We start from the raw sequence: 23,810 nt of genomic DNA, 5'->3' as shown, positions 1-23,810 counted from the left end.
CGAATCGTAACGCCCCTTCTGGCCAGCCTCGTCGCACTCGGCGTTGCGCTTTTGCCTGCCACCGGTGGCGCACTGGACACTCCGGCAGATGGCGTGATCGATCCCGAACCACTGCCCGAGCCGTTGCGGCTGCAAAGCGCGCTGACCGCGGTCGACGCCCTCCACCCACAGGTCCGACGGGCGCGGGCGGAACGCGAGATCGCCGAACAGGAACTGGCCGGCACCCAGGCCGGGCGCGACGTCACGGTGAATGCGCGGCTGGAGGCTCGCTGGATCGAGCCCAATGACCTCGCCCCGGATCAGAGCCGCAACGACTCGCGGGCCACCATCGTCGCCCGCAAGCTGCTGAGCGACTTCGGCCAGTCAAACGCGCGCGAGGCCGCCAGCACCCAGCGCCTCGAGGCCGCCCGCGAGATGGAGATCCTGGCGCACGCCCGGCACTCGCTGCAGGTCATGGAGCGGTACTTCAACGTCCTGCTCGCCGATCTCGGTTTTGCCCGCGACACCGAGGCCATGGCAGCCGCATTCGTCAGCAAGGAGCGTGCGGAAGAACGCGCCGAGCGTGGACAGGTCTCGGATATCGAGGTCTTTCGCCTGGAGTCGGAGTACCAGACCCTGCGCGTGCAGCGCCAGCGCGCGCTGCAGAATCAGCGCCGAGCCCGCGACGAGCTGGCCGAGGCCCTGAACCGACCCGGCGAGCGCATCCGCACCGTCCTGGCGCCCGCCCTGCCGCTGGATCTCCCGGACCTCCCGGGCCTGGACGACCTGATGGCCGAACTCGACAGCGCCAATCCAACCCTTGCCGCCGAGCGCCTGCAAGTAGAGGCCGCCGCACGCGGCGTGGATGCGGCCCGCGCCCAGCGCCGCCCACGCCTGTATGCGGAGGCCGAGACGGGCTACTGGAACCGCGAGTTTGGCGGCGATCGCAACCCCTTTGCCGCCGGGCTCGTGCTGGAAGTGCCGTTGTACGAGGGGCGCCGCCAGGACAGCCGAGTCGGGCATGCGGTCGCGGCCCGGCAGCGCGCGGAGGCGGACCTGGGGCAGGCACGGATCGAGGCCCGCAACCGCCTGCGCGAGCTCTATCACGAGGCCCAGGCCCTGCGGATGCAGCGTGACGAGGCCGAATGGCGCATGGATTATCGCCAGCTGTATATCGACCGCGCCCGCTACCTGTACGACATCGAGGACCAGGCCGATCTCGGCGACTCGATGGTCCAGCAAAGTGCGGCGGCTTATTTCAATGCCCAGACCGAGTTCGAACTGGCTATGGTCTACGAGCGCCTCGCGCTGCTGACCGGCCGTAGCGACCTGAGCCCCTTTCGCCTGGCCGGCACGGCCATGGCAGAACGGGAATAACGAATGCGCGCCCGCGGGCGCCCCGAGGGAGAACACCCGATGTCCATCGATCGCCTGATCCCGGGCAACCCAGGCCGACGACTGCTGCTCTCGGCGCTCGCTTGTTGCGCCCTGCTGGTACTGCCCTCCACGGGGTTGGCGACCGACGACAGCGACGCACTTGAGGGTCAGCTCGACTGGGGTCAGACCTACCGCATCACAGCACCGGTGGCCGGCAAGATCGAGGTGATCGAGGTCCGCCCGGGCGAGCATGTCGACCAGGACGCCGCCCTGTTCCGCCTGGATACGCGGAGGGTCGAGGCGGACCTGCGTGCCGCGCAGGCCGCCATCGAGCGCCTGCAACTGGAACTGGACGAGGCCAATCGCGAGGTCGAAAAGGCGGAGGACCTGTACGACCAGACCCTGATCGCCTTGCGCGAGGTGGAACTGGCACGCATCCAGCAGGCCACCGTCGCCGCGCGTCTGGCCGAGGCGCGCGCCCAGCGCGACCGGGCGCGCGCCGATCGCGACGACGCCACAGTCCGCGCGCCGGCCAGCGGCCGCGTCACGCGTATTGATGTCTCCCCCGGCCAGTTCGTGAATCCCGCCCTGGCGCCGGCCGTGCTGGCGGTACTGGGGGCCGGGGACACCATGCGGGTCCGCGCCCTGGTGGCACCGGAGCGTATTCAGTCGCTCAGCGAGGGGCAGGAGGTCACGATTACGGTTGGCGAGTACGAGTTTTCGGGCACGATCGACCGGATCGGCTGGGAACTTGTAGGCAAAGACGACGATCAGGGGTATCGGATCGAGGCCGAATTCTCGCCGAGCGACGATGCCGTGCTGCGCCCTGGCCAGCCGGCCCGGATCGAACTTCGCACAAACTCCTGATGCCCAAGAGTCGATGATGCCGGACAAGGAACCCGACAACTCGAACGTGCGCGCCTGGCTGGTACTCACCACACTGGACGACCCCACCGAGGCCGAGACCCTGGCGGGTGAACTGGTCCAGCGCGGCCTGGCAGCCTGCGTGCACATCCTCCCGGCCGGACGCTCAATTTACGTGTGGGAAGGGAATATCGAGACCGATTCCGAAGTCACACTGCTGATCAAAACCTCCGTCGATGCCCGCGATGAGTTGCAGGCCCACCTGACGGAACATCACCCGTATGAGACCCCGGAGATTATCGCCGTGCCGATCACGCACGGGTCCCCGGATTACCTGAACTGGATAACGCAATGCACCTCCTGAATCTGCGCAACTGGCTGGCGACCTTCCTGGTCGCGTTCCTGCTGACCCCGGCCCTGGCGAACGCCATCTTCGATGACGATCTGCTGGACCCGGATGATGCGTTCAGCCTGAGCGCGGAGGCCATTGACGCCGACACGATCCGCCTGACCTGGGAGATCGCGGACGGCTACTACATGTACCGCGAGCAGTTCGAGTTCGAACCCGAGAGCGAAGGGTTGGAGCTCGGCGAACCGAACATCCCCGACGGCGAGAAGAAGACCGACGAGTTCTTCGGCGAGGTCGAGACCTATCGCGACGAGATCAGCATCGAGCTTCCGATCCTCGCGGCCGAAAGCACCGAGATCGAACTGACCGCGCGCTCGCAGGGTTGCGCCGACCTCGGCGTGTGCTATCCGCCCCACTTCCAGACCGTATCGCTGGAGCTCCCGGGCCTGCCGGGCGAGAACGGTGAAGAGGCGACCGAAGACGAAGCCGTCGATGAGGAGCGCAGCGCCCTGGACGAGATGGGCGACCTCTCCGGCGACCTGGGTGCCGCCGACGACCTGCTCGAGCCGGAAGAGGCCTTCGCCGCCTCGCTCGAGGCCATCAGCCAGAATGCGGTCATCCTGCGTTTCGAAATCGCCGAGGACTACTACCTCTACCGCGACCAGCTCGACGTGCGCATCGCCGAGGGCGACGGGATCGAGCTGGGACCGGTCAACCCGCCCGAGGGCGAACGTCACGAGGACGAGTTCTTCGGCGAGACCGAGATCTATCGCGACCAGGTCGAGATCCTGGTCCCGATACTGCGCGACGCGGACGACGTCTCCGAGATCACCCTGGCGATTGACTACCAGGGCTGCTGGGACGGGGGCGTGTGCTACCCGCCGCTGACCCAGGAGGTCTCGGTCAGCTTCGACTCCGACCTAGCCGCAGAGGCCGACGAAGACGCCCTGCCAGAGACCGGCGACGAAGCCCTGGACGAGATCGAGACCACCGATGCCGCCCCGGAAGAGGACGACGAGGCGGCCGCCCCCGTCACCCAGCAGGACCGCATCGCGGCCCAGCTGGCCGATGGTCAGATCTGGCTGGTGGCCCTGGCCTTCTTCGGCTTCGGGCTGCTGCTGACGTTCACCCCCTGCGTATTCCCGATGATCCCGATCCTGTCGAATATCATCATCGGGCAGAAGAACCTGACCACCCGCAAGGCGTTCCTGATCTCGCTGGTGTTCGTGCTGGCGATGGCACTGACCTACACCATCGCCGGGGTATTCGCGGGGCTGGCCGGGGCCAACCTGCAGGCGGCCTTCCAGAACCCCTGGATCATTGGCACGTTCGTGGCGATCTTCATTGCGCTGGCGATGTCGATGTTCGGCTTCTACGAACTACAGATGCCGGCCAGCGTGCAAAGCAAGCTGTCGCAGATCAGCAACCGCCAGGAAGGCGGCACCTACATGGGCGCCGGGATCATGGGCTTCCTGTCGGCCCTGATCGTCGGCCCGTGCGTGACCGCGCCGTTGATTGGCGCCCTGCTCTACATCAGCCATACCGGTGACGCCGTCCTGGGCGGCATCGCCCTGTTCTCCCTGAGTATGGGCATGGGTGCCCCGCTGCTGGTGATCGGCACCTCGGCCGGCCGCCTGCTGCCGAAGGCCGGCCCGTGGATGGACACCATCAAGGCGGTATTCGGTGTGGGTCTGCTGGCGATCGGGATCTGGCTGCTCGAACGGGTGATCCCGGGCGAGCTGGCGATGTTCCTGTGGGCCATCCTGCTGATCGTGACGGCGGTGTACATGGGCGCGCTGCGCACCCTGCCGGAGGGAAGTTCGGGCTGGTACACGCTGTGGAAGGGCCTGGGTGTAGTCCTTCTGATCTACGGCATCCTGCTGATGCTGGGCGCGGCCACCGGCGGCAAGGACGTCTTCCGCCCGCTGGCCACACTCAACCAGCCGACGATGACGGCCAGTGGCGAACGCTCCGGCCCCACGGAGATGGAGTTCACCTACATCGACAGCCTCGATGACCTGGAACGCGAGCTGGAACAGGCCCAGAACAACAACCAGCCGGTGTTCCTGGACTTCTATGCCGACTGGTGCGTGGACTGTGTGCGCCTGGAAAGAACGACCTTCCAGGACCAGCGCGTGATCAGTGCGATGGCGGACGTGCACCTGCTCAAGGTGGATGTGACCGACAACACCTCCGAGCACCGCAGTCTGATGCGCGAGTTCAACCTGTTCGGGCCGCCCGCGATGATCTTCTGGGATTCCGACGGTAACGAATTGCGCAACTATCGCAACGTGGGTTACCTGAACGCCGACCGCTTCCTGGCCCATGTAGAAAATGCGCTCGGGGTGACGCCATGACGCATCGCTCGCACACAGTTGGCTGGATCGCCCTTGCCGCCGCCAGCGCCTTCTTGCTGGCCGGTTGCGAGGACCCCACGCCGGAAATGGATACCGCCGAGGCGAATGGGGGGGAAGCCGCGGAGGCCGCCACCGAAGAGGCCCAGGGCGACCGCCGCATCGACTTTACCCTTCCGGATCTGGACGGTAACGACCGCCAGTTGAGCGAATGGGATGGCGACCTGATCGTGCTGAACTTCTGGGCCACGTGGTGCCCGCCGTGCAAGAAGGAGATGCCGCTGTTCCAGGAGATCTGGGAAGAACATCGCGATGATGGCTTCACCATCGTCGCGGTCGCCGTGGATGAACTCAGCGCGACCCAGCACTTCGTCGACGACTTCGGGATCGAATTCCCGATCCTGATCGGCCAGGACGAGGCCGTGGAAGTCGGTCGCAAGTACGGAAATCGGATCGGCGCACTGCCCTACACGGTGCTGATTGACCGTGACGGCATCATCCGCGATACCCATCGCGGCGAAGTCGAGGAAGAAGACCTGCAGGCCTGGCTGGACGACTACCTCTAAGGAATCAGTGTTTCCCTATCGGCGTCAGCCGCTGCCGAGGGCATCGAATCCCGTTTGCTGGAGCTTGCGTTCTGCCAGGCGCACGGCCGCCACGAGCGCCTGCTCGGGGGGCTCGCCCGAGACCAGCGCATCAACCAGGCCGGCATTGAACGTATCGCCGGCCCCCACGCTGTCGACGACACGCAAACCCGGTGTCGGCGCGCAGTACACATGCAGGTCATCCTGTGCGAGCCAGGCCCCCTCGGCCCCGGCCGTCACGGTCACGATACGCCCGGGGTAACGGCGGGCCAGTTCGGCCGCGGCCTCTTCTGGGCGTGCGGCAATCCCCTGCGCCCAATCGCGCGACAGCATCAGGACATCGGCCCACTCCAGACACGCCTCCAGCCCTGGGCGACGCTTTTCCAGCTCCAGGGAGATCGGCTGATCCGTTACGGCTTCGCGGACCCGGGGCAGAATCTCGCGCAAGGTCTCCGGCTGGCGCCCCTCGAAATGCAGCCAGTCGTACTCCTCCCACGCGATCCGCCGCAGATCGGCTGCACTCAGCTCGGGCAGGTCGCGGTGGTGCACGATGGTACGGCTGCCCGAATCGCGCGACCGCAGGATATGCGAGGTCGGGGTCGCGCCCGGGTGCCGCACACACGCGGCGGTATCGACGCCGCGCGCGACGAGACGTTCCCGCAGCCAGTCACCCGACCCATCCTCCGCGAACACGGCGGCCAGGGCCGCACGATGACCGAACTGCGCAAGGATGCGGGCAGTGTTGGTCGCGTTGCCCCCTGGCTGAGAGGAGCTGGCCAGGGCGCGAATTTCGTCGTCCTCGCGCGGATAGCGCTCGACGTCCAGAGTGTGATCCAGGGTTGCAATGCCCGTTGTCAGGATGCGCGCCATGCTGCTCTCGTCATTCGACCGGGCTGTATTGTGCGGGCCGCGAAGCCCGGCGTCATCCGCGACATCCCGACGACAGCCTGCGACAATGTGGCCTCACCCGATCACGACGAGCGGCATGGCAACCTTCCCCTCCCCGGAAACCGCCGAGGCGGCGTTCTACGAGGCCTTTCAAGCAGGCGACTCCGACGCCATGCGCACGATCTGGCTGGACAGTCCCGAATGCGTCTGTATTCACCCCGGGGGCGAGCGCCTGCTCGGGACCGACGTCATCCTCGAGAGCTGGGACGACATCCTGCCGAACATGCGAGGCGTCGTGATCCACCGCACCGAGCTGAACATCATCCCGGGGCAGGACTTGGTGATCCACACCCTGCGCGAAAACCTCTACGTCAGCGGCGAACGCCGCGGCGTGATGCTGGCCACGAATGGTTACCGCCTCGAGGGCGAGAGCTGGCGGATGTTCCTGCATCATGCCAGCCCCGATCCCGACCCGCCGCCGGCCTGGGATACAGGACGGGTGCACTGATGGGCGGGGCGAGCGACGAACGCCTGGCGGCCTACTACGAGGCCTTTCGTGCCGCGGACATTGAGCGGATGATGCGGTTATGGGCAGAACGCCCGGATATCGTCTGCGTGCACCCGGGCAGCCCACGCGCGCATCGCGGGGTTTCCGAGGTGATGGAGAGCTGGCTGCTGGTATTCGCACGCGAGCTGAATATCGGGATCGAGCCGCGCATCGTCGGGCGCCAGGAAACGACCGAAAGCCTGAGTCTCGTGATCGAGGAGGCAATTACCCGCCCCGGCGATGTCGCGGCCACCGGGACCATCCTGATCAGCCAGACCTGGCGCCGCAGCGGCGATAGCTGGCGACTCCAGTTTCACCATGCCTCGCACGGACGCCGCGCACCGCCCTCGCAGCAGGGGATGTTCGTGCCGGATGGGGGCGGCTCCACCCGGCACTGACGTGCAAGCGGTTCTGGCGCGAAAGACTCAGCCCTCTGAACGGGGCTGGCACAGATCCGGACGCTGGACCTTGAGGGCATCACAGACCCCGCGAACGGCATCGCGCACGCGTCGTCCCCGTCCCTCCAGTGTCATGCTCGCAATCTCCCGATAAAGCGGATCACGGCGCTCGAACAGCTCCTGCAGCTTGGCCCGTGGGTCTGCCACCTCGTTCAGCAGGGGGCGTTTGCGATTGCGGCGCGTGCGCCGGAACTGCTCGTCCACCGGGACGCGCAGGTAGATCACGAAGTGCTCGCGCAGGAGGTCACGGTTCTCCGGGCGCTCGACGATTCCGCCGCCTGTGGCGATTACCGCTCCATCGCGTTCCAGTAGCGATTGCAGCATCGCCGACTCGCGCTTGCGAAAACCCGCCTCGCCCTCGAACTCGAAGATCGTGGGTATATCCACGCCGGTACGCCGCTGGATCTCCTGATCGGTGTCGAAGAACGGGCGCCGCAGCAGCCCCGCCAGCCCGCGCCCGATTGTGCTCTTGCCGGCCCCCATGGGCCCTACCAGGACAATGTTCTGCATGGCGGCAAGGCTACTGGCCTCGCTGGACAAAGAAAAGCCGGGGACAGGCCCCGGCTTTTCCTGCCAATGCGCATTCAGTAGTCAGTCGAGAACGCGCGGCGTCACGAAGATGAGCAACTCCGCCTTGGTATTCTGGGTCGAACGATTGCGGAAGAGGTTGCCCAGGAACGGGATATCGCCGAAGAACGGCACCTTTTCGAGGTTGGTACGGCTGTCGATCTCGTAGACGCCACCGAGCACAACCGTCTCGCCGTTACCGACGAACACCTGGGTCTGGACTTCGCGCTTGTTGATCCCCGGCACACCCAGTACCTCGCGCTGACTGGGCTCGTCCTTGGTCACGTTGATATCGAGAATCACGTTACCGTTCGGGGTGATCTGCGGCGTCACCTCGGTGGACAGCACCGCCTCGATAAACTGGGTGGAGGTGGCACCAGAGGCGGTGGCCTCCTGATACGGGATCTCCTCACCCTGCTTGATGGACGCCGTCTGGCCGTTGGCCGTGATCACACGCGGACTGGAGATGATCTCCCCGCGGCCTTCAACCTGCAGGGCCGACAGTTCGAGATCGAGCAGCACTCCGCTCCGCAGGATACTGATCCCGGCCTGCCCCGCATTGCCACTGGCGGGCAGCGAGCTGTTCAGGCGATCGCCAATCGCGATGCCCCCAACCCCCGCCGTCGTTGCATCACGGGCGGCATCAGCGCCCTCAATGGAACCCGCGCCGCCGACTCGAGTACGACGATCCCCTCGCGTTCCGGAAATGCCGAAGCGTGCACCCAGTTCGCGATTGAAGGTGTCTTCCGCAATCACAATGCGGGTCTCGATCAGCACTTGCTGCACCGGCACGTCGAGCGTCTGCACCAGACGCCGCACATCCTCGATACGGTTCTGGGTGTCCTGCACCAGCAGGGTGTTGGTGCGGCTGTCGATCGTGATGCTGCCGCGATCGGACAGGAACTGGCCGGTCTCGTCGCCGCGGATCAGCGAGGCGATCTGCTCGGCCTGGGCAAAGTTGATCTGCACGAACTCGGTGCGCAGTGGCTCGAGTTCCTGGCGGTCGCGCTGCGCCTCAAGCTCCAGGCGTTCGCGCGCCGCAATCTCTTCGCTCGGGGCGACGTAGAGCACGTTCCCGTCCATGCGCTTGTCCAGACCACGCGAGCGCAGAATGATATCCAGTGCCTGATCCCAGGGCACGTTGTTCAGGCGCAAGGTGATATTGCCACCCACGGTATCGCTGACCACGATATTGAGATCGGTAAAGTCGGCCAGCAGCTGCAGGACCGAGCGCACCTCGATATCCTGGAAATTCAGCGACAGGCGCTCGCCCTCGAACTGCTCCTCCTCGCGGCGCCGCGCCTCGCGTTCCGCCTCGGTAATCGGCGCCACCTCCAGCACAAAGCGGCGATCGCTCTGGTAGGAGAGGACTTCGTATTCGCCATGCGCGCCCACTTCCATGCGCACACGCTCGCGCTCGGCCACGGTGTCGATGGTGCGAACCGGTGTGGCGAAATCGAGCACGTCCAATCGGCGCTCCAGGGATTCCTCCACACGAGCGCGCGGGAATGTCAGTTCAACCTTACCCGCCTGCTCGCGCACATTAACCTCGGCCCCCGAGCGCGAGAGGTCGATCTCGACTCGGCCTTCGCCCTCGGAACCGCGACGAAAATCGATGCCGGTAATCTCGACCGGGCGCGCACTGCGCGTCGCCCGTTCGGAGGGCTCGCCGGCACGATCGACCACCTGCTGGACATCGCTGTCGGCCTCGGAAACCCCGCGGCCCAGCGTCAGGATCAGGTTGTTGCCCTCGACCCGGGTCTGGTACTCGGAGGGCTGGGTCAGGTTCAGCACCACGCGCGTGCGATCACCGGATTCGACCGCCGTGGCGGTCAGCAGCGGGCCCACATTGAGGTCCGTCTCGCGGCTGCGCAGCGCATTGCCAGCGTCCGGCAGGTCCAGTGCGATCCGCGGCGGGGAGTCGATGGCAAAGGCCCGCACGTCTTCGGGCGGAGTCCCGGAAAAGCGCAGATTCACCTGCACCCGGTCACCGCTAATGCTGGCCGCCCGAATCTCTTCCAGTTCGGTCGCCGCCACCCCCTGCGAAACCATGAACAGCAAAGCCGCCATCACGGTGCCCGCCAGCGCGCGCATGGAAGAACCCATGTGTAATCCCCTGTAGTTGTTGCCGGTCTTGCGGCCCATTCGGTTCATCATTGTTCTGCTCCCCCAACCGCTAGTCGGCCAGCGCCACGGAGTTTTCGCGTTCCACGTGCCCGCCGAAGGCGTCCGGGACCACCTCGACCAGCTTCACCCGGGTGGCTGTGATCTCGACGATACGGCCGTGGTTTTCACCCATGTAATTGCCAACTGTCACGCGCTGAATACCCCGATCGGGGGTACGGACCAGGGCATAACGCACCTCGTCCTGCTCCAGCGACCCCACCATGCGCAAGGAATCCAGCGGGAAGCTCTCGAGGAATTCGCGGGGGCGATCCGGGTCGACCTCGGCGTCGCCGGGCTCGCCCTGGGCTGCCGCCAGCTCGGGCTGCGCAATTACGGAGGAATCGAACGGGGAGCGGGTGTGCCCCGGATACAAGTAGGGCTCGTGCGGCTCCAGCGTCGGGATCGGGTCGATACCGCTGCCCGGACGCTCATTGATCTCCGCAATGTAGCGCTCCAGGTCGCTCTTGTCGGGGGCACAACCCGACAACCCGAATGTGGCCATCAGGCCCAGCGCCAGGGCCACCCCCAGGGATCGCTGTGCAGGGTTCCGCATCAGTGGTCCTCCAGGTAGCGGTAGGTACGCGCAGTGGCGTCCATTAGCAGATCGTTATCGGAATTGCCCCGACGAATGTGCATGTCGTGCATGGTGACGACGCGCGGGAGCGCCGAGGTCCCGCTGACGAATTCGGCCAGATCCTCGTAGTCACCGCGCACCCGCAGCCGAATCGGCACCTCGGCATAGAAATCCCGTCGGTTTTCGCCGCGCGGCTCGAACAGCTCGATCTCGAGCCCGGCCTGCAAGCCGGTCTGCGAGATATCCACCAGCAGGCTGGGGATCTCGGCGCTGCTCGGCAAGAGCTCCAGCAACGAGGCAAACATCCGCTCCATCTCTTCGAGCTGTTCCTCGTAGGCCCCGAGATTCGCGGCCCGCTGCTGCTTGTCCTCGAATTCGGCGCGCAGTTGCTCCTCGCGATTCTCGGCGCGTTCCAGATCGGTGCGCTGATCGCCGATGAAGAAGTAATAGGACAGCCCCAGGATGGCCAGAACGATGACGATCAGGATCAGCGCCTTTACCGCCCAGGACGCCTCACCAATGTTGTTGAAGTCGATCTCGTTGAGTTCCTTGATATTCATCAGGAATCCTCCTCGACATCCGAAGGCCGCGCCTGATTGGCGTCGAGGCGGAAGTCACGTACCTGCAGGCTGCCGTCTTCACGTGTCTCGATGATCTGCAGGTTGGAATCGGCCAGCCAGGGCGAGGCGTCGATGCGGCGCATCAGCGTCGAGATCCGGGTGTTGGATTCGGCCCGCCCCGTCAGACGAATGCGTTCGCCCTCCTGGCGCACCTCGTTGAGATAGGTGCCGTCCGGCAACGTCTCCACCAGCTGATCGAACAGATGTACGGCCTCTGGGCGGCGCGCCTGCAAGGTCTGAATCACTTCCATGCGCGCGATCAGGGCCTGGCGCTGCTCGTCCAGATCGCGGATGCGAGCAATCTTTCGATCCAGCTCGCGGATCTCGCTCTCGAGCATCTGGTTACGCGACTGCTGGTGGTCGATCAGCGCACTCATAAAGGTGTGCGCGCCGAACGCCAGCAACACGCCGACCACGAGCGCGCCGCCCACGGCACCGAAGAATTGCTTGCGCCGCTGCTCGCGGGCCTTCTCGCGCCAGGGGAGGAGATTGATGTAGATCATCCGGCGTACCCCCTGATGGCCAGGCCACAGGCCGTAAGCAGCGCGGGGGCATCATTGGCGAAGCGCTGCTGATTCACACGACGGGAAAGCGCCATGCCACGGAACGGGTTGGCGACGGATACCGGGGTCCCGGAACTTTCCTCGAGCATCTCGTCGACACCCGCGATCGCGGCACAGCCGCCACCCAGCAGGATGTGGTCGATCGAGTCCTGCGGGCGGGTCACGTAGAAGTACTGCAGCAGACGCTGGATCTGATCCATCATCGTCTGCTTGAACGGCTCGAGGATATTGCTGACGTAGTCGGCCGGAAGATCACCGCTCATCTTGGCGGAGCCGGCCTCCTGATAGTTCATGCTGTAGCGGCGCATGATCTCCTCGGTCAGCATGCGGCCGCCGAAATTCTGCTCGCGGGTATAGATCACGCCCTCGGTCTGGCTGACGACATACACCGCCGTTACCGATGAGCCGACGTCGACAATCGCGACGATGGGCTTGTTCTCGCGATCGGGGATCTGCTCGACCAGTCGTTCAGAGGCGTGCTCGATCGCGTAGGCCTCGACATCCACCAGCTCGGGGGTGAGCTTGGCGGATTCGGCGATCGCCACACGCGATTCGACGTTCTCGCGCCGCGAGGCGACGACCAGGACGTCGACCAGCTGGGGATTCTTTTCGTTCTTGCCGAGGACCTGGAAGTCGAGATTGACCTCTTCCAGGGTGTAGGGGATGTACTGATCGGCCTCGACGAACACCTGGCCCTCGAGCTCAGTGTCGCTGAGCGTGGCCGACATCTGGATGGTCTTGGTGATGACCGCCGAGGACGGCACGGCCATGGCGCAGTGCTTGAGCTTTGTGCCGGAGCGCTTCACCGCGCGGGCGAGTGCGTTCCCCACCGCCTCGGTGTCCTGGCAGACCTTGTCCACCATCACACCATCCGGCAGCGGCTCCACCGCAAAGGCCTCGACACGGTAGCCCTTACCTTGCCGGGCCAGCTCCAGCACCTTCACGGCGGCGGAGCTGACATCCACGCCCAGCAGTCCCTGCTTGCTCTTTCCGAGACTCAGCACACATCCCCCTGTATACCCCAATGAAAGTAACTGGTAGCGTTACAATCAAGTATGCTAGCTCGTTCACAATATACACTCCAAAATCCGGGTTGCAAGTTGCTTTGAAAGCTGATTCTTAACTTGGCCCCACTTTTTCTACAGTCATGAAGCCGATTCTCAAGATTTTTGCGGCGTTGCTGGCCCTGATCCTTGCGGCCGGAATCGGCGTATCCGCAGCCATTGCAGCCCTGTACGTGCACTACGCCCCGACCCTCCCCGAAGCGGAGGCGGTGCGCGACGTGCGCCTGCAAACCCCATTGCAAGTCCGCACCGCGGACGGCCTGCTGATGGGCGAATTCGCGGAAGAACGCCGCATTCCCCTGCCCATCGAGGACATCCCCGAGCGCGTCCGCCAGGCGTTCATCGCGGCCGAGGACGAGCGCTTCTACGACCACCCCGGGGTCGACATCGTTGGCCTGGCACGAGCGGCGATCAACGAGATCTCCACTCGCGGCGAACGCAGCCAGGGGGGCTCCACCATTACCATGCAGCTGGCGCGCAATGTCTTTCTGACCCGCGACCGCACCTACGAGCGCAAGCTGCGGGAGATCTTCCTGGCCATTCGCATGGAACAGGAGATGAGCAAGGACGAGATCCTTGAGCTGTACCTGAACAAGATCTACCTGGGCCAGCGCGCCTACGGGATCGAGGCAGCCGCTCGGGTCTACTACGGCCGCTCGATCGATGAGCTGGAACTGGACGAGATCGCCGTCCTCGCGGCCCTTCCGAAGGCGCCGTCCACAACCAACCCCGTTGCCAGTGCCCAGCGCGCGGAGATCCGCCGCAATTACGTGCTGCGGCGCATGCTGGATACCGGCGCGATCAGCGAATCGGAATACGAGGAGGCGGTGGCCCGCCCGGTATCGTCCGAGCGGCACGTGGCCGCGACCGAGGTCGATGCCCACTGGGTGGCGGAGGCGGCCCGCCAGATCGTCTTTAACCTCTGGGGCGAGGACGCCTACCGGCGCGGCCTGCAGGTCCATACATCGATTGACTCCCGTTACCAGGAAGCCGCCAACCAGGCCCTGCGCGAGGGCCTGCTGGAATACGACGAACGCCACGGTTATCGCGGGCCCGAAGATCAGCTGAGCGACGAGACCATGGCCGACGCCGAGGCACGCCAGCGCGCCCTCAAGACACAGGGCGTACACGGGCGCCTGCTGTTTCCCGTGGTCGTCGTGGAACGCGACGGAGACGGCACGCTGCACGTCGACGGCGGCCAGATCGGCGAACTCACCATCGAACCCCGCGATCAGGAATGGGCACGCAACCCCGAGTTCGAGCCGGGCGACGTGATCCGCGTCAGGCCCCACACCGACGGACGCTGGCGCCTGGCACAGAAGCCCGAAGTCACTGGCGCGGTAATCGCCCAGTCGCCGGCCGACGGGGCCATCGTTGCGCTCGCGGGAGGCTTCGATTTCTTCGAGAATCGCTACGATCGCAGCACCCAGGCGCAACGACAGCCCGGCTCTGCGTTCAAGCCGCTGGTGTACGCGCTGGCGCTGCAGGATGGCTACCGCCCGGACGGCATGCTGGTCGACGCCCCGATGGTCTTTGACGACCCCGCGCTGGGTGCGGAGTGGCGCCCGCAGAACTACTCGCGGCAGTTTCAGGGCGAGATGAGCATGCGCGACGCCCTGGCTCAGTCGCGCAATCTGGCGTCGATCCGCCTGCTCAACAGCCTGGGTCCGCAACGCGTGCACGAACAGCTGCCGCGGTTCGGTCTGGATCCGGACAAGCACCCGAGCAACCTGTCGATGGTGCTCGGCACTGGCGGGGTCACGCCCTTGCAGCTGAACAATGCCTACAGCGTTTTTGCCTCCGGCGGGAAACTGTACAGCCCGTGGATCATCACGCGCATCGAGACGGACGACGGCGAGGTCCTCTACACAGCCCCGACCGAACGCGCCTGCCCCGAACCGTGCGAGAACCCGGCCGGCCAGGACCTGTACCTGAACGCCAGCGGGGGTCCGCTGCAGTATACCGACCCGGCACAGGTGCTGGACCCGGGTGCCGCCTGGCAGATGAGCAACATGCTGGGGCACGTAATCACCGCCGGAACCGGGCGTCAGGCGCAACAGCTGGGACGCTCGGATCTCGCCGGCAAGACCGGCACGACCAACAGCTATCGCGATGCCTGGTTCTCGGGGTTCAACGCCGACATCGTCGCGACCGCCTGGGTCGGGTTCGACGACAACCGCGAACTGGGCCGGCGCGAGAGTGGTGGGCGCACGGCGCTCCCGCTCTGGATTCGATTCATGGACTCAGTGCTGACCGACACACCGGAGCGCCCCGTGGAACGTCCCGATGACCTGCAGCGCGTGGCAATCCTGCCAGACGGCCGCCGCGCACCAAGCGAGGAGACCCCGGGGGCGAATATCCAGTGGCTGATCCCGCAGCAGGTACCGGAACGCGGCCAGGCCCCGGCGGGCCCCCGCGGGGAGAATGGTCAGGGCCCGGCCGAGTCGGTGTTCTGATGAGCCCCTCGCGTATTCGCCAGGAGCTGGCACAGGAGGCCGCGCGGATCCTGCTCGACGATGGCATCCGCGACTTCGCGCTGGCCAAGCGCAAGGCTGCCGAGCATCTGGGTGTCGAACCGCGCCACGAGATGCCGCGCAATATCGAGATCCAGGAGGCTGCGATCGAACGCAGCCGCCTGTTCGCAACGGACCACAGCCGCCAGGCCTACCGCGAACGCCTCGAGGCCGCTCGGATCGTCATGGAGCGGCTTTCGGCACTGGAACCCCGCCTGGTCGGCCCGCTGCTGGACGGCATCGTCGAACGCCAGCCGCTGGTCAATCTGCATGCATTTGCCGAGACGGTGGAGGAGGTCATCCTCGACCTGGGCGAGCGCGGAATCCGCTGCCAGACGGGCGAACGCCGCTATCGCAGCCGGCAGGGGCGTGAGCAGCGGGTACCGTTTCTGAGTTTTCGCGGGCCGAATGACACGGACATTGAACTGACCGTATTCCCGCTGGATGGGCTGCGCCAGGCGCCGCCGTCGCCGGTAGACGGCAAGCCCATGGCCCGCGCAGGGCGCGCGGACGTGGACAGGCTGCTGGCCGCCGCGAACGCCGACGCACCAGCGGCGGCCGACGCGTCCTGACGCCAGGAAGGCGCCGCTGCCTTAGTCGCGGCGGTAAGAGGTGACGGTCTCAACCAGGGTTGCCACCCGTTCCGGGTCGATCCCCGGATGAATCCCGTGCCCCAGGTTGAAGACATGACCGGTGTCCCGGTCGAAGCCGTCCAGCACCCGCAGGGCCTCCTCGCGCACCACCGCATCCGGCGCGTACAGCACCGACGGATCCAGGTTGCCCTGCAGCGCCACGCGATCGCCCACACGACGGCTGGCCTCGGCAATCTCGATCGTCCAGTCCAGCCCCAGCGCATCGGCACCGGTCTCGGCCTGCGCCTCGAGCCAGGCATCGCCACCCTTGGTGAACAGGGTAACCGGCACGCGACGGCCGTCGTGGTCCCGAATCAGGCCATCCACGATGCGTTGCATGTAGGCCAGCGAGAATTCGCGATAGCCGCGCGGCGTAAGCGAACCGCCCCAGGTATCGAAGACCATCACGGCCTGCGCACCGGCGCGAATCTGCGCGTTCAGGTATTCGGTAACCGCGGTGGCGACCTTCTGCAGCAAGGCGTGCATCGCCTGCGGTTCGCCGTACATCAGCCGCTTGGTCTCGGCGAAGTCGCGCGAGCCCTGACCCTCGACCATATAGGTGGCCAGCGTCCACGGGCTGCCGGCAAAGCCGATCAGCGGCACTTCGCCATTCAGTTCACGGCGGATCAGGCGCACTGCATCCATCACATAGCGCAGCTCCTGCTCGGGATCCGGCACCGGCAGGTTCTCGATCGCCTCGAGAGAACGGATCGGGTCGCGGAAACGCGGCCCTTCTCCGGTCTCGAAGTAGAGCCCCAGGCCCATCGCATCCGGGATGGTCAGGATGTCCGAGAACAGGATCGCCGCGTCCAGCGGGAACCGGCGCAGCGGCTGCATGGTGACTTCGCAGGCCAGCTCCGGGTTCTGACACAGATTCATGAAGCTGCCGGCCTGGGCGCGGGTCTCGCGGTACTCCGGCAGGTAGCGCCCGGCCTGGCGCATGATCCAGATCGGCGGGCGATCCACGGGCTCGCGCAGCAACGCACGCAGCAGACGGTCATTCTTCAGGGTCTGGGACATCGAAAAACTCAAACGCCGAGGTATTCAAGGATGCCTTCGGCGGCCTCGCGGCCCTCGAAGACGGCGGTCACAACCAGGTCCGAGCCACGCACCATGTCGCCGCCAGCAAAGACCTTCGGGTTGCCGGTCTGGAAGGCGTGCTCACCTACGGCCTGTACACGCCCGCCCTCGTCCACGCCGATCTTGTATTCGGCGAACCAGTCCGCCGGGGACGGACGGAAACCAAAGGCGATCAGCACGCGGTCGGCCGGGATCACATGCTCGGAGCCCGGCACCGGCTCCGGACGGCGGCGGCCGCGCTCGTCCGGCGCACCCATCTGGGTGCGCACCACCTTCACGCCCTCGACCTTGCCGTCGCCGACGATCTCGACCGGCTGCACGTTGAACTCGAACTGCACGCCCTCTTCGCGGGCATGCACCACTTCCTTGCGCGAGCCGGGCATGTTCTCTTCGTCGCGGCGATAGGCGCAGGTCACCGAGGCCGCGCCCTGGCGGATCGAGGTGCGGTTGCAGTCCATCGCGGTGTCGCCACCGCCAAGGACCACCACACGCTGGCCGGCCACGTCGATGAAGCCGTCTTCATCGTGCTCCCAGCCCATCACCTGGCGGATATTGGAGATCAGGAACGGCAGCGCCGGGTACACCCCCGGCAGGTCCTCGCCGGGGAAGCCACCCTGCATCGCGGTGTACGTGCCCATGCCGAGGAACACGGCGTCGTATTCCTCCAGCAGGGTGTCCATCTGGATGTCGCGGCCGATCTCGGTGTTGAGGCGGAACTCCACGCCCATGCCCTCGAGGATCTCGCGGCGGGTGCGGATCACCTGCTTTTCGAGCTTGAACGGCGGGATACCGAAGGTCAGCAGGCCACCGATCTCCGGGTAGCGGTCATAGACCACTGCCTGCACGCCGTTGCGCGCCAGGATATCGGCGCAGCCAAGGCCGGCCGGCCCGGCGCCAATCACGGCCACGCGCTTGTCGGTCGGGGTGACATCGGACAGGTCCGGGCGCCAGCCGGCCTTCAGGGCCTCGTCGGTGATGTACTTCTCCACCGAGCCGATGGTGACCGCGCCAAAACCGTCGTTCAGCGTGCAGGCGCCCTCGCACAGGCGGTCCTGCGGGCAGACGCGGCCGCAGACCTCGGGCAGGGAATTAGTCTTGTGCGAGAGCTCGGCGGCGGCGAACAGGTTGCCCTCTTCCACCAGCTTCAGCCAGTTCGGGATGAAGTTGTGAACCGGGCACTTCCATTCGCAATACGGATTGCCACAGGCCAGGCAGCGGCCCGCCTGCTGCCCCGCGGTCGCCGGGTCGAACTGACCAATGATCTCGCCGAACTCGTGGATACGAATCTCGGCAGGGGTCTTCTGAGGGTCCTGGCGCGGCAGGTCCAGGAACTGCATCGGATTGGAAGCCATGGATCACTCGCTCCGACGGGAACCGGCGGCATGACGCCACGGGGTTCAACCGTTCATGCGTTCAGGAAAGGAACGTTTCGCTCAACCGAGCGTAACGGTCAAGAAATCCCCAGCGCGGTACGGACCTTCTGACTGACGACGCCCATGTCCGCGCGGCCGAAGACCCGGGGCTTGAGCACGCCCATCACCTTGCCCATATCGCTGGGGCCGGCCGCGCCGGTCTCGGCAATCGCCTCGCCGATCATCTGCTCCAGCTCGGCGTCGCCCAATTGCTCGGGCATGTAGACCTCGATCACCGTGATCTCGGCGGCCTCGCGCTCGGCCAGGTCCTCGCGACCGCCCTTGCGGTACTGGTCGATGGAGTCGCGGCGCTGCTTGAGCATCCGGTTCAGGATGGCCAGCACCGCGTCGTCGTCGGCCTCGCGCCGCTCGTCGACCTCGAACTGCGAGACCTCGGCCTGGATCAGGCGCAACGCCCCAAGGCGTTCCTTCTCCCGGGCCCGCATGGCCTGCTTCACGTCATCCTGCAAACGGGCCTTGAGCGACATTGAAGGGTCCTCGATCCGGGCCTGAGGCCCGAGAGACGATTCTTAGTACAGACGCACCCGACGGGTCATATCGCGGGAATTCTTCTTCAGCTGGCGTTTCACCGCTGCGGCGGCCTTGCGCTTGCGCTCGGTGGTCGGCTTTTCGTAGTACTCGCGGCGGCGGACTTCCGCGACCACGCCGGCCTTCTCACAGGTGCGCTTGAAACGGCGCAGGGCAACCTCGAAGGGCTCATTCTCGCGAACTCGTACGTGCGGCATACAATCTCCGGATGCGAATGCTGATTCGTCTACCAAAACAAAAACGCCACCCGAAACACTCCGGGCAGCCATGCAGAACTCCCTATGGTAATCCAACCGGCGTCATTTGCAAAAGTCCGTGAAGCGATGCCCATCCTGACCGCGCACACGCTTACGCCCAAAGTGGCACGCACGCTATGATGCCCCTGATGAACGCACCCGGCACACAGAACCTGAACGTCGAGCTGGGCGAGCGCAGCTACCCCATCCGGATCGGACCGGGCCAGCTCGCCGCCGCCGAAACCCTGCGCCCGGCGCTCGAGGGCCGCCGCGTGGCGGTGGTGACCAACACCACCGTGGGCCCGTTGTACGGTGAGGCTCTGCGCGAAACGCTCGGCCAGTGCGAGATCGCCGGCGAGATCCTCTGGATCGAACTGCCCGATGGCGAGGCCCACAAGACCCTGGCCACAGTGGAATCGATCATCACCCGCCTGCTGGAGGCCCGGCTTGACCGAGGCAGCCGCATCGTCGCGCTGGGCGGGGGCGTGGTGGGCGATATCGCCGGCTTCGCCGCTGCGATCTACCAGCGCGGGATCGACTTCGTGCAGGTGCCGACCACCCTGCTGGCCCAGGTCGACTCCTCGGTGGGCGGCAAGACCGGGGTCAACCACCCGCTGGGCAAGAACATGATCGGTGCCTTCCACCAGCCACGCGCGGTGCTGATCGACACCGACACCCTGAAGACACTCCCCGAGCGCGAGCTGCAGGCCGGGCTCGCCGAGGTCATCAAGTACGGGCTGATCCGTGACGCCGAGTTCTTCGCCTGGCTGGAAGCGCATATCGACGAGCTGCGCGCCCTGGAATCCGAGGCGCTGGCCTGGGCCATTCACCGCTCCTGCGCCTGCAAGGCCGAGATCGTCGCCGCCGACGAACGCGAAGGCGGCATCCGCGCCCTGCTGAACCTGGGCCACACCTTCGGCCACGCAATCGAGGCCGGCATGGGCTACGGCGAATGGCTGCATGGCGAGGCCGTGGGTACGGGCATGGCGATGGCCGCGCGCATGTCGGAACGCATGGGCTGGCTGAGCACGGCCGAGCGCGAACGCGCCGAGGCCCTGATCCAGCGCGCCGGCCTGGCTCTGGATCCACCGGACAGCATGAGCGCCGAGCGCTTCCGCGAGCTGATGGCGATCGACAAGAAGGTCGCCAGCGGCCGTCTGCGCCTGGTGCTGCTGAGGGGGATCGGCCAGGCCGAACTCACCGACCAGTTCGATGTGTCGGCGCTGGACGCGACGCTGCACGAGGGCGCCCGTGTCGCCTGAGGCCCTGGCCACCACACCCCGGGTCGACCGGGCCTCCGGGCTCGCGTCGTACGCCGCCGACCCCGCGGCCTCGCGCGGGCGCGCCCACCCGGAAGCGGCGCCACGCCACCGCAGCGATTTCCAGCGCGACCGCGATCGCATCGTGCACTCCAGCGCGTTTCGCCGCCTGGAATACAAGACCCAGGTCTTCATCAGCCACGAGGGCGACCTGTTCCGCAACCGTCTGACCCACTCGCTGGAGGTCGCGCAGATCGGGCGCTCGATCGCGCGTGCCCTGTGTCTGAACGAAGACCTGGTCGAGGCCATCGCCCTGGCGCACGACCTCGGCCACACGCCATTCGGCCATGCCGGCCAGCATGCCCTGAACGACTGCATGAAAGGGTACGGCGGCTTCGAGCACAACCTGCAGTCGCTGCGCATTGTCGACCTGCTGGAGCGTCACTACGCGGAATTCGACGGCCTCAACCTGACTTTCGAGACACGCGAGGGCATCCTCAAGCACTGCTCGCCACAGCGCGCTCGGGAACTGGGCGCGATCGGGGTGCGCTTTCTCGAGAAGCAGCAGCCCTCGCTGGAGGCGCAGCTCGCCAACGTGGCCGACGAGATCGCCTACAACAACCACGATGTCGACGACGGCCTGCGTTCCGGGCTGCTCGACATGGACCAGTTGACCGAGGTCCGCCTTTTCCGCGAGTGCCTGGAAGCGGTTCGCGCACGTTACCCGGACCTCGAGCCACGACGGGTTCAGCACGAGACCGTCCGCCGCATGATCGACGCCCTGGTCTCCGACCTGATCGAGAGCAGCCAGGCCGCGATCGATCACCAGCGGCCCGACACCCCGGACGACGTCCGCCAGGCCGGCCAGCCGCTGATCCGCTTCAGCCCGGAGATGGCCGAACAAGCGCGCGAGCTGAAAGCCTTCCTGCGCGAGAACCTGTACCACCACCATCAGGTCCACGCAGTGATGCACAAGGCCCGCCAGCTGATTCAGGAGCTGTTCGCCGCGTTCGACTCCGAGCCGCGACTGATGCCCGAGCACTTCCAGCGGCATGCCGAGCAGATCGCCGCGGCCGATCCGCATGCACCGCAGCGCGCGATTGCCGACTACATCGCGGGCATGACCGACCGCCACGCCATTCGTGAACACCACCGCCTGTTCGATCTGGGCACGCTGACCTGAGACTGAGACCCATGGCGCTCTCCGACCAATGCCTGAAACAGCTCGGCCTGCACACGGCGCCGTTCGACGAGACCCCGGATGAACACTTCATCTACAGCGACCCGTTGCTGGACGGGCTGCTGGAGTCGGCGCGCGCCGCCCTCGATGCCCCGGGCGCCATCGTGATCATGACCGGCGAGAACGGCTCCGGGCGCAGCCTGCAGTTGATGCGCCTGCTGGCGATGCTGCCCGAGCCCTTCGAGCTGATCGCCTTTCGCGCCCGCATCAACACCCAGTTCGAATCGGTGGACAACACCATTCGCAACTACCTGCGCTCGCACAACGCCGATGACCCCGACCGCCCGCTGACCGAGCTACTGGCCGAGCGCGTAGCCGTCGGCCGCGACCCGGTGATCGCGATGGACGATGCCCACCTCGTCGGCACCGACATCGTGAACAACCTGATGCGCATGCGCAGCGAGGTGCTCGAGCCCCAGGGCCGCGCCCCGCGCATCGTGCTGGTGGGCTCCGGCGGCCTGCTCCGCCGCCGCCTGTACCTCCCGGACCCCTCCGACGAGGACCAGGTCACGCGCGTCAACCTGCGCGCCTTCAACCTCGAGCAAACGGCCGCCTATCTGCGCCACCGACTGCAAGCGGCGGGCCTCGACGACCCGGAACGCCTGCTCGACCAGGAAACGATCCACCATCTCCAGACCACCAGCCAGGGCCTGCCCGGCAACCTGAACCGAGAGGCCAACCAGGTCCTGGAGCGCCACTGCCGCAGCGAACGCCATGCCGCCAGTGCAGCCGGCACTACAGCGCCCGGCATCGCGCTGGGTGACGAGGCCGAGCGCGAAGAGGCGCCGTCACCCACGACACCCGAGGCCGCCGGCGTCACCATTGACTCCGATGCCGGCCTCGACCGCGAAACCGACGCCGAGCCCGTGCTTCGTGCCCAGCGCGAAGAGGACGAATTCACTCCGGCCGCCGAGGCCCTCGCGCACTCGGATGCCGATGACGAACCGGACTGGCCGCCGGAGCCCGACCACGAACTCGACGAACCCCCGGAGGAAAAGCGCACCGCGCCCTTCTGGAATCAGCGCTGGTTCGTGCCAGCGGTTGCCGCCACGGTCGCGATCGGTATCGCCGCACCCGTCGCTCTGCAGTTGATGGACGGTGGCGAAACCGAGGCGGAACAAGAGGTCATCGAACTCCCGCTGCCGGAAACCCGACCCCCGGCATCCCCCGAGCAGGACGACCTGGTCGCGGCCGACCCGTTGGAGCATGCGGACGACACGCTGACTAGCCCGGGAATCGAACCCCTGCCCGGCCAGGAACGCCCGAGCGGCGATCCGATTGCCGGCATCGAGGCCGAACCCGCCGCTGAACCTGAGCCACAGCCCGAGCCAGAACCCGCTCCGGAACCTGAACCTGAGCCTGAACCCGAGCCCGAACCAGCACCGGAGCCGGAGCCGGAGCCGGAGCCGGAGCCAGAACCGGAACCGGAACCGGAACCAGAGACGACCACCGAGGCCCTGGCCGACGAGGATGGTGACGGCGAGCGCCTGCGCGGCGATCTGGAGTGGCTCGGCAACCAGTCCTCCGATGCGTTCACCATCCAGTTGATCGCGGCTCCGGACATGTCCACTGCCCGCGGCTATGCGGATCGCCACAACCTTGGCGGCATCCGCTACATCCCCACGCGCGTGAACAATCGCGACTTTGTGGTCGTGCTGGCTGGATCGTTTACCAGTCGCGAGGCCGCCGAAAGCGCGGCATCCGACCTGCCCGAGGCGGTCCGCAACGAAGGCCCCTGGATCCGCTCCATCGGCTCCGTACAAGGCGTGGCACGCGAATAGACTCGCCGCCTTCGCACCCGCCAACCCGCACCTCCCCGTGCCTACTTGACCGGCCCCGGTTTGCCGGGAGAATGACGGTTCGGCTATATTCCTGCGCCTTTTTTCGTGTTCTTTTCCAGCCCGACGGCCCGCCCTTCGCGCGCCGTGACCGGAG

The 23,810-nt window shown here is 66.2% G+C and carries 23 protein-coding genes; 12 read left to right on the top strand and 11 right to left on the bottom strand.

Features of this window, described 5'->3' with window-relative positions; genetic code table 11:
* Window positions 1-93 precede the first annotated feature (93 nt).
* From F466_RS0103645 to F466_RS0103625, 5 genes are read left to right on the top strand one after another with little or no spacing between them, the layout of a single operon-like run.
* On the top strand, window positions 94-1,356 hold the full coding sequence (locus tag F466_RS0103645; RefSeq protein WP_018994559.1) for a TolC family protein: 1,263 nt from the start codon (window positions 94-96) through the stop codon (window positions 1,354-1,356).
* Between the two features lie 3 nt (window positions 1,357-1,359).
* Window positions 1,360-2,223 carry an efflux RND transporter periplasmic adaptor subunit gene (locus F466_RS0103640; protein ID WP_018175264.1) on the top strand — a complete coding sequence of 288 codons (864 nt, stop codon included), beginning with the start codon at window positions 1,360-1,362 and terminating at the stop codon, window positions 2,221-2,223.
* Between the two features lie 13 nt (window positions 2,224-2,236).
* A complete protein-coding gene (gene cutA / locus F466_RS0103635; protein WP_018649195.1) occupies window positions 2,237-2,584 on the top strand; it encodes a divalent-cation tolerance protein CutA in 348 nt (115 codons plus the stop codon).
* Complete coding sequence (gene dsbD / locus F466_RS0103630; RefSeq protein ID WP_018993468.1) at window positions 2,572-4,926, top strand: protein-disulfide reductase DsbD; 2,355 nt, start codon at window positions 2,572-2,574, stop codon at window positions 4,924-4,926. The genes cutA and dsbD overlap by 13 nt, the downstream gene beginning before the upstream one ends.
* Window positions 4,923-5,489: a TlpA disulfide reductase family protein gene (locus tag F466_RS0103625; RefSeq protein WP_018993467.1), complete on the top strand. Its 567-nt coding sequence runs from the start codon at window positions 4,923-4,925 to the stop codon at window positions 5,487-5,489. Before dsbD ends, F466_RS0103625 begins: the two co-directional genes overlap by 4 nt.
* Window positions 5,490-5,513: 24 nt before the next feature.
* On the opposite strand, the gene F466_RS0103620 is transcribed toward F466_RS0103625, so the two are convergent.
* A complete protein-coding gene (locus tag F466_RS0103620; protein ID WP_018993466.1) occupies window positions 5,514-6,377 on the bottom strand; it encodes a PfkB family carbohydrate kinase in 864 nt (287 codons plus the stop codon).
* Window positions 6,378-6,492: 115 nt separating this feature from the next.
* On the opposite strand from F466_RS0103620, the gene F466_RS0103615 reads away from it, so the two are divergent.
* Together F466_RS0103615 and F466_RS0103610 are read left to right on the top strand one after the other, a co-directional pair.
* Window positions 6,493-6,903: a nuclear transport factor 2 family protein gene (locus F466_RS0103615; protein WP_018139049.1), complete on the top strand. Its 411-nt coding sequence runs from the start codon at window positions 6,493-6,495 to the stop codon at window positions 6,901-6,903.
* Entirely contained in the window at window positions 6,903-7,340 is a 438-nt protein-coding gene (locus F466_RS0103610; RefSeq protein ID WP_018139048.1) for a nuclear transport factor 2 family protein, read from the top strand. The genes F466_RS0103615 and F466_RS0103610 overlap by 1 nt, the downstream gene beginning before the upstream one ends.
* A 27-nt stretch (window positions 7,341-7,367) precedes the next feature.
* Here F466_RS0103610 and F466_RS0103605 read toward each other — a convergent pair whose 3' ends face one another.
* From F466_RS0103605 to F466_RS0103580, 6 genes are all read right to left on the bottom strand, one after another.
* The gene (locus F466_RS0103605) at window positions 7,368-7,910 is read right to left on the bottom strand and encodes a shikimate kinase (protein ID WP_018175257.1); all 543 of its coding nucleotides are present in this window, start codon (window positions 7,908-7,910) and stop codon (window positions 7,368-7,370) included.
* Window positions 7,911-7,991: 81 nt separating this feature from the next.
* Complete coding sequence (gene pilQ / locus F466_RS0103600) at window positions 7,992-10,112, bottom strand: type IV pilus secretin PilQ (RefSeq protein ID WP_198004209.1); 2,121 nt, start codon at window positions 10,110-10,112, stop codon at window positions 7,992-7,994.
* Window positions 10,113-10,143: 31 nt separating this feature from the next.
* Window positions 10,144-10,686, bottom strand: coding sequence for a pilus assembly protein PilP (locus F466_RS0103595; protein ID WP_018993464.1), 543 nt, complete (start codon window positions 10,684-10,686; stop codon window positions 10,144-10,146).
* On the bottom strand, window positions 10,686-11,267 hold the full coding sequence (locus F466_RS0103590; protein WP_018139044.1) for a type 4a pilus biogenesis protein PilO: 582 nt from the start codon (window positions 11,265-11,267) through the stop codon (window positions 10,686-10,688). The genes F466_RS0103595 and F466_RS0103590 overlap by 1 nt, the downstream gene beginning before the upstream one ends.
* Window positions 11,267-11,830 (bottom strand): PilN domain-containing protein, encoded by a 564-nt coding sequence (locus tag F466_RS0103585; RefSeq protein WP_018139043.1) that lies wholly within the window; start codon window positions 11,828-11,830, stop codon window positions 11,267-11,269. The genes F466_RS0103590 and F466_RS0103585 overlap by 1 nt, the downstream gene beginning before the upstream one ends.
* Window positions 11,827-12,894 (bottom strand): pilus assembly protein PilM, encoded by a 1,068-nt coding sequence (locus tag F466_RS0103580; protein ID WP_018139042.1) that lies wholly within the window; start codon window positions 12,892-12,894, stop codon window positions 11,827-11,829. The genes F466_RS0103585 and F466_RS0103580 overlap by 4 nt, the downstream gene beginning before the upstream one ends.
* 143 nt (window positions 12,895-13,037) lie before the next feature.
* Between F466_RS0103580 and F466_RS0103575 the strand changes: the two genes are divergently transcribed.
* Together F466_RS0103575 and F466_RS0103570 are read left to right on the top strand one after the other, a co-directional pair.
* A complete protein-coding gene (locus tag F466_RS0103575; protein ID WP_018139041.1) occupies window positions 13,038-15,410 on the top strand; it encodes a penicillin-binding protein 1A in 2,373 nt (790 codons plus the stop codon).
* Window positions 15,410-16,039, top strand: a complete 630-nt coding sequence (locus F466_RS0103570; protein ID WP_018993463.1) for a hypothetical protein — start codon at window positions 15,410-15,412, stop codon at window positions 16,037-16,039. The genes F466_RS0103575 and F466_RS0103570 overlap by 1 nt, the downstream gene beginning before the upstream one ends.
* Window positions 16,040-16,060: 21 nt before the next feature.
* Here F466_RS0103570 and hemE read toward each other — a convergent pair whose 3' ends face one another.
* The 4 genes from hemE to rpsU form a co-directional block, all read right to left on the bottom strand.
* Window positions 16,061-17,119 (bottom strand): uroporphyrinogen decarboxylase, encoded by a 1,059-nt coding sequence (gene hemE, locus F466_RS0103565; RefSeq protein WP_012981686.1) that lies wholly within the window; start codon window positions 17,117-17,119, stop codon window positions 16,061-16,063.
* A gap of 8 nt (window positions 17,120-17,127) precedes the next feature.
* Window positions 17,128-18,531, bottom strand: coding sequence for an FAD-dependent oxidoreductase (locus tag F466_RS0103560; RefSeq protein ID WP_018139039.1), 1,404 nt, complete (start codon window positions 18,529-18,531; stop codon window positions 17,128-17,130).
* A gap of 98 nt (window positions 18,532-18,629) precedes the next feature.
* Window positions 18,630-19,079, bottom strand: a complete 450-nt coding sequence (locus tag F466_RS0103555) for a GatB/YqeY domain-containing protein (protein ID WP_018993462.1) — start codon at window positions 19,077-19,079, stop codon at window positions 18,630-18,632.
* Window positions 19,080-19,121: 42 nt separating this feature from the next.
* A complete protein-coding gene (rpsU, locus tag F466_RS0103550; protein ID WP_012981683.1) occupies window positions 19,122-19,337 on the bottom strand; it encodes a 30S ribosomal protein S21 in 216 nt (71 codons plus the stop codon).
* Between the two features lie 176 nt (window positions 19,338-19,513).
* Between rpsU and aroB the strand changes: the two genes are divergently transcribed.
* Genes aroB through F466_RS0103535 form a run of 3 tightly spaced genes read left to right on the top strand, consistent with a single transcriptional unit; the run spans window position 19,514 to window position 23,656 of the window.
* Window positions 19,514-20,638 (top strand): 3-dehydroquinate synthase, encoded by a 1,125-nt coding sequence (gene aroB / locus F466_RS0103545; RefSeq protein WP_018993461.1) that lies wholly within the window; start codon window positions 19,514-19,516, stop codon window positions 20,636-20,638.
* A complete protein-coding gene (locus tag F466_RS0103540; protein ID WP_018175246.1) occupies window positions 20,628-21,818 on the top strand; it encodes a deoxyguanosinetriphosphate triphosphohydrolase in 1,191 nt (396 codons plus the stop codon). Before aroB ends, F466_RS0103540 begins: the two co-directional genes overlap by 11 nt.
* Before the next feature lie 11 nt (window positions 21,819-21,829).
* A complete protein-coding gene (locus F466_RS0103535) occupies window positions 21,830-23,656 on the top strand; it encodes an SPOR domain-containing protein (RefSeq protein ID WP_026296408.1) in 1,827 nt (608 codons plus the stop codon).
* The last annotated feature ends 154 nt before the right edge of the window (window positions 23,657-23,810 follow it).

Source organism: Thioalkalivibrio sp. ALgr1, from assembly GCF_000378285.1.
Taxonomy (GTDB): Bacteria; Pseudomonadota; Gammaproteobacteria; order Ectothiorhodospirales; family Ectothiorhodospiraceae; genus Thioalkalivibrio.
The sequence above is the reverse complement of the archived record's forward strand: the minus strand, read 5'-3'. Positions and strand labels throughout refer to the sequence as shown.

Bases quoted from the DNA above. Each gene is read 5' to 3' on its own strand.
- hemE (WP_012981686.1), bottom strand. From the start codon at position 17,119: ATGTCCCAGACCCTGAAGAATGACCGTCTGCTGCGTGCGTTGCTGCGC.
- F466_RS0103585 (WP_018139043.1), bottom strand. From the start codon at position 11,830: ATGATCTACATCAATCTCCTCCCCTGGCGCGAGAAGGCCCGCGAGCAG.
- F466_RS0103590 (WP_018139044.1), bottom strand. From the start codon at position 11,267: ATGAATATCAAGGAACTCAACGAGATCGACTTCAACAACATTGGTGAG.
- F466_RS0103575 (WP_018139041.1), top strand. From the start codon at position 13,038: ATGAAGCCGATTCTCAAGATTTTTGCGGCGTTGCTGGCCCTGATCCTT.
- F466_RS0103535 (WP_026296408.1), top strand. From the start codon at position 21,830: ATGGCGCTCTCCGACCAATGCCTGAAACAGCTCGGCCTGCACACGGCG.
- F466_RS0103570 (WP_018993463.1), top strand. From the start codon at position 15,410: ATGAGCCCCTCGCGTATTCGCCAGGAGCTGGCACAGGAGGCCGCGCGG.
- cutA (WP_018649195.1), top strand. From the start codon at position 2,237: ATGATGCCGGACAAGGAACCCGACAACTCGAACGTGCGCGCCTGGCTG.
- pilQ (WP_198004209.1), bottom strand. From the start codon at position 10,112: ATGGGCCGCAAGACCGGCAACAACTACAGGGGATTACACATGGGTTCT.
- F466_RS0103595 (WP_018993464.1), bottom strand. From the start codon at position 10,686: ATGCGGAACCCTGCACAGCGATCCCTGGGGGTGGCCCTGGCGCTGGGC.
- rpsU (WP_012981683.1), bottom strand. From the start codon at position 19,337: ATGCCGCACGTACGAGTTCGCGAGAATGAGCCCTTCGAGGTTGCCCTG.
- F466_RS0103560 (WP_018139039.1), bottom strand. From the start codon at position 18,531: ATGGCTTCCAATCCGATGCAGTTCCTGGACCTGCCGCGCCAGGACCCT.
- dsbD (WP_018993468.1), top strand. From the start codon at position 2,572: ATGCACCTCCTGAATCTGCGCAACTGGCTGGCGACCTTCCTGGTCGCG.
- F466_RS0103620 (WP_018993466.1), bottom strand. From the start codon at position 6,377: ATGGCGCGCATCCTGACAACGGGCATTGCAACCCTGGATCACACTCTG.
- F466_RS0103605 (WP_018175257.1), bottom strand. From the start codon at position 7,910: ATGCAGAACATTGTCCTGGTAGGGCCCATGGGGGCCGGCAAGAGCACA.
- aroB (WP_018993461.1), top strand. From the start codon at position 19,514: ATGATGCCCCTGATGAACGCACCCGGCACACAGAACCTGAACGTCGAG.
- F466_RS0103610 (WP_018139048.1), top strand. From the start codon at position 6,903: ATGGGCGGGGCGAGCGACGAACGCCTGGCGGCCTACTACGAGGCCTTT.
- F466_RS0103625 (WP_018993467.1), top strand. From the start codon at position 4,923: ATGACGCATCGCTCGCACACAGTTGGCTGGATCGCCCTTGCCGCCGCC.
- F466_RS0103615 (WP_018139049.1), top strand. From the start codon at position 6,493: ATGGCAACCTTCCCCTCCCCGGAAACCGCCGAGGCGGCGTTCTACGAG.
- F466_RS0103555 (WP_018993462.1), bottom strand. From the start codon at position 19,079: ATGTCGCTCAAGGCCCGTTTGCAGGATGACGTGAAGCAGGCCATGCGG.
- F466_RS0103640 (WP_018175264.1), top strand. From the start codon at position 1,360: ATGCGCGCCCGCGGGCGCCCCGAGGGAGAACACCCGATGTCCATCGAT.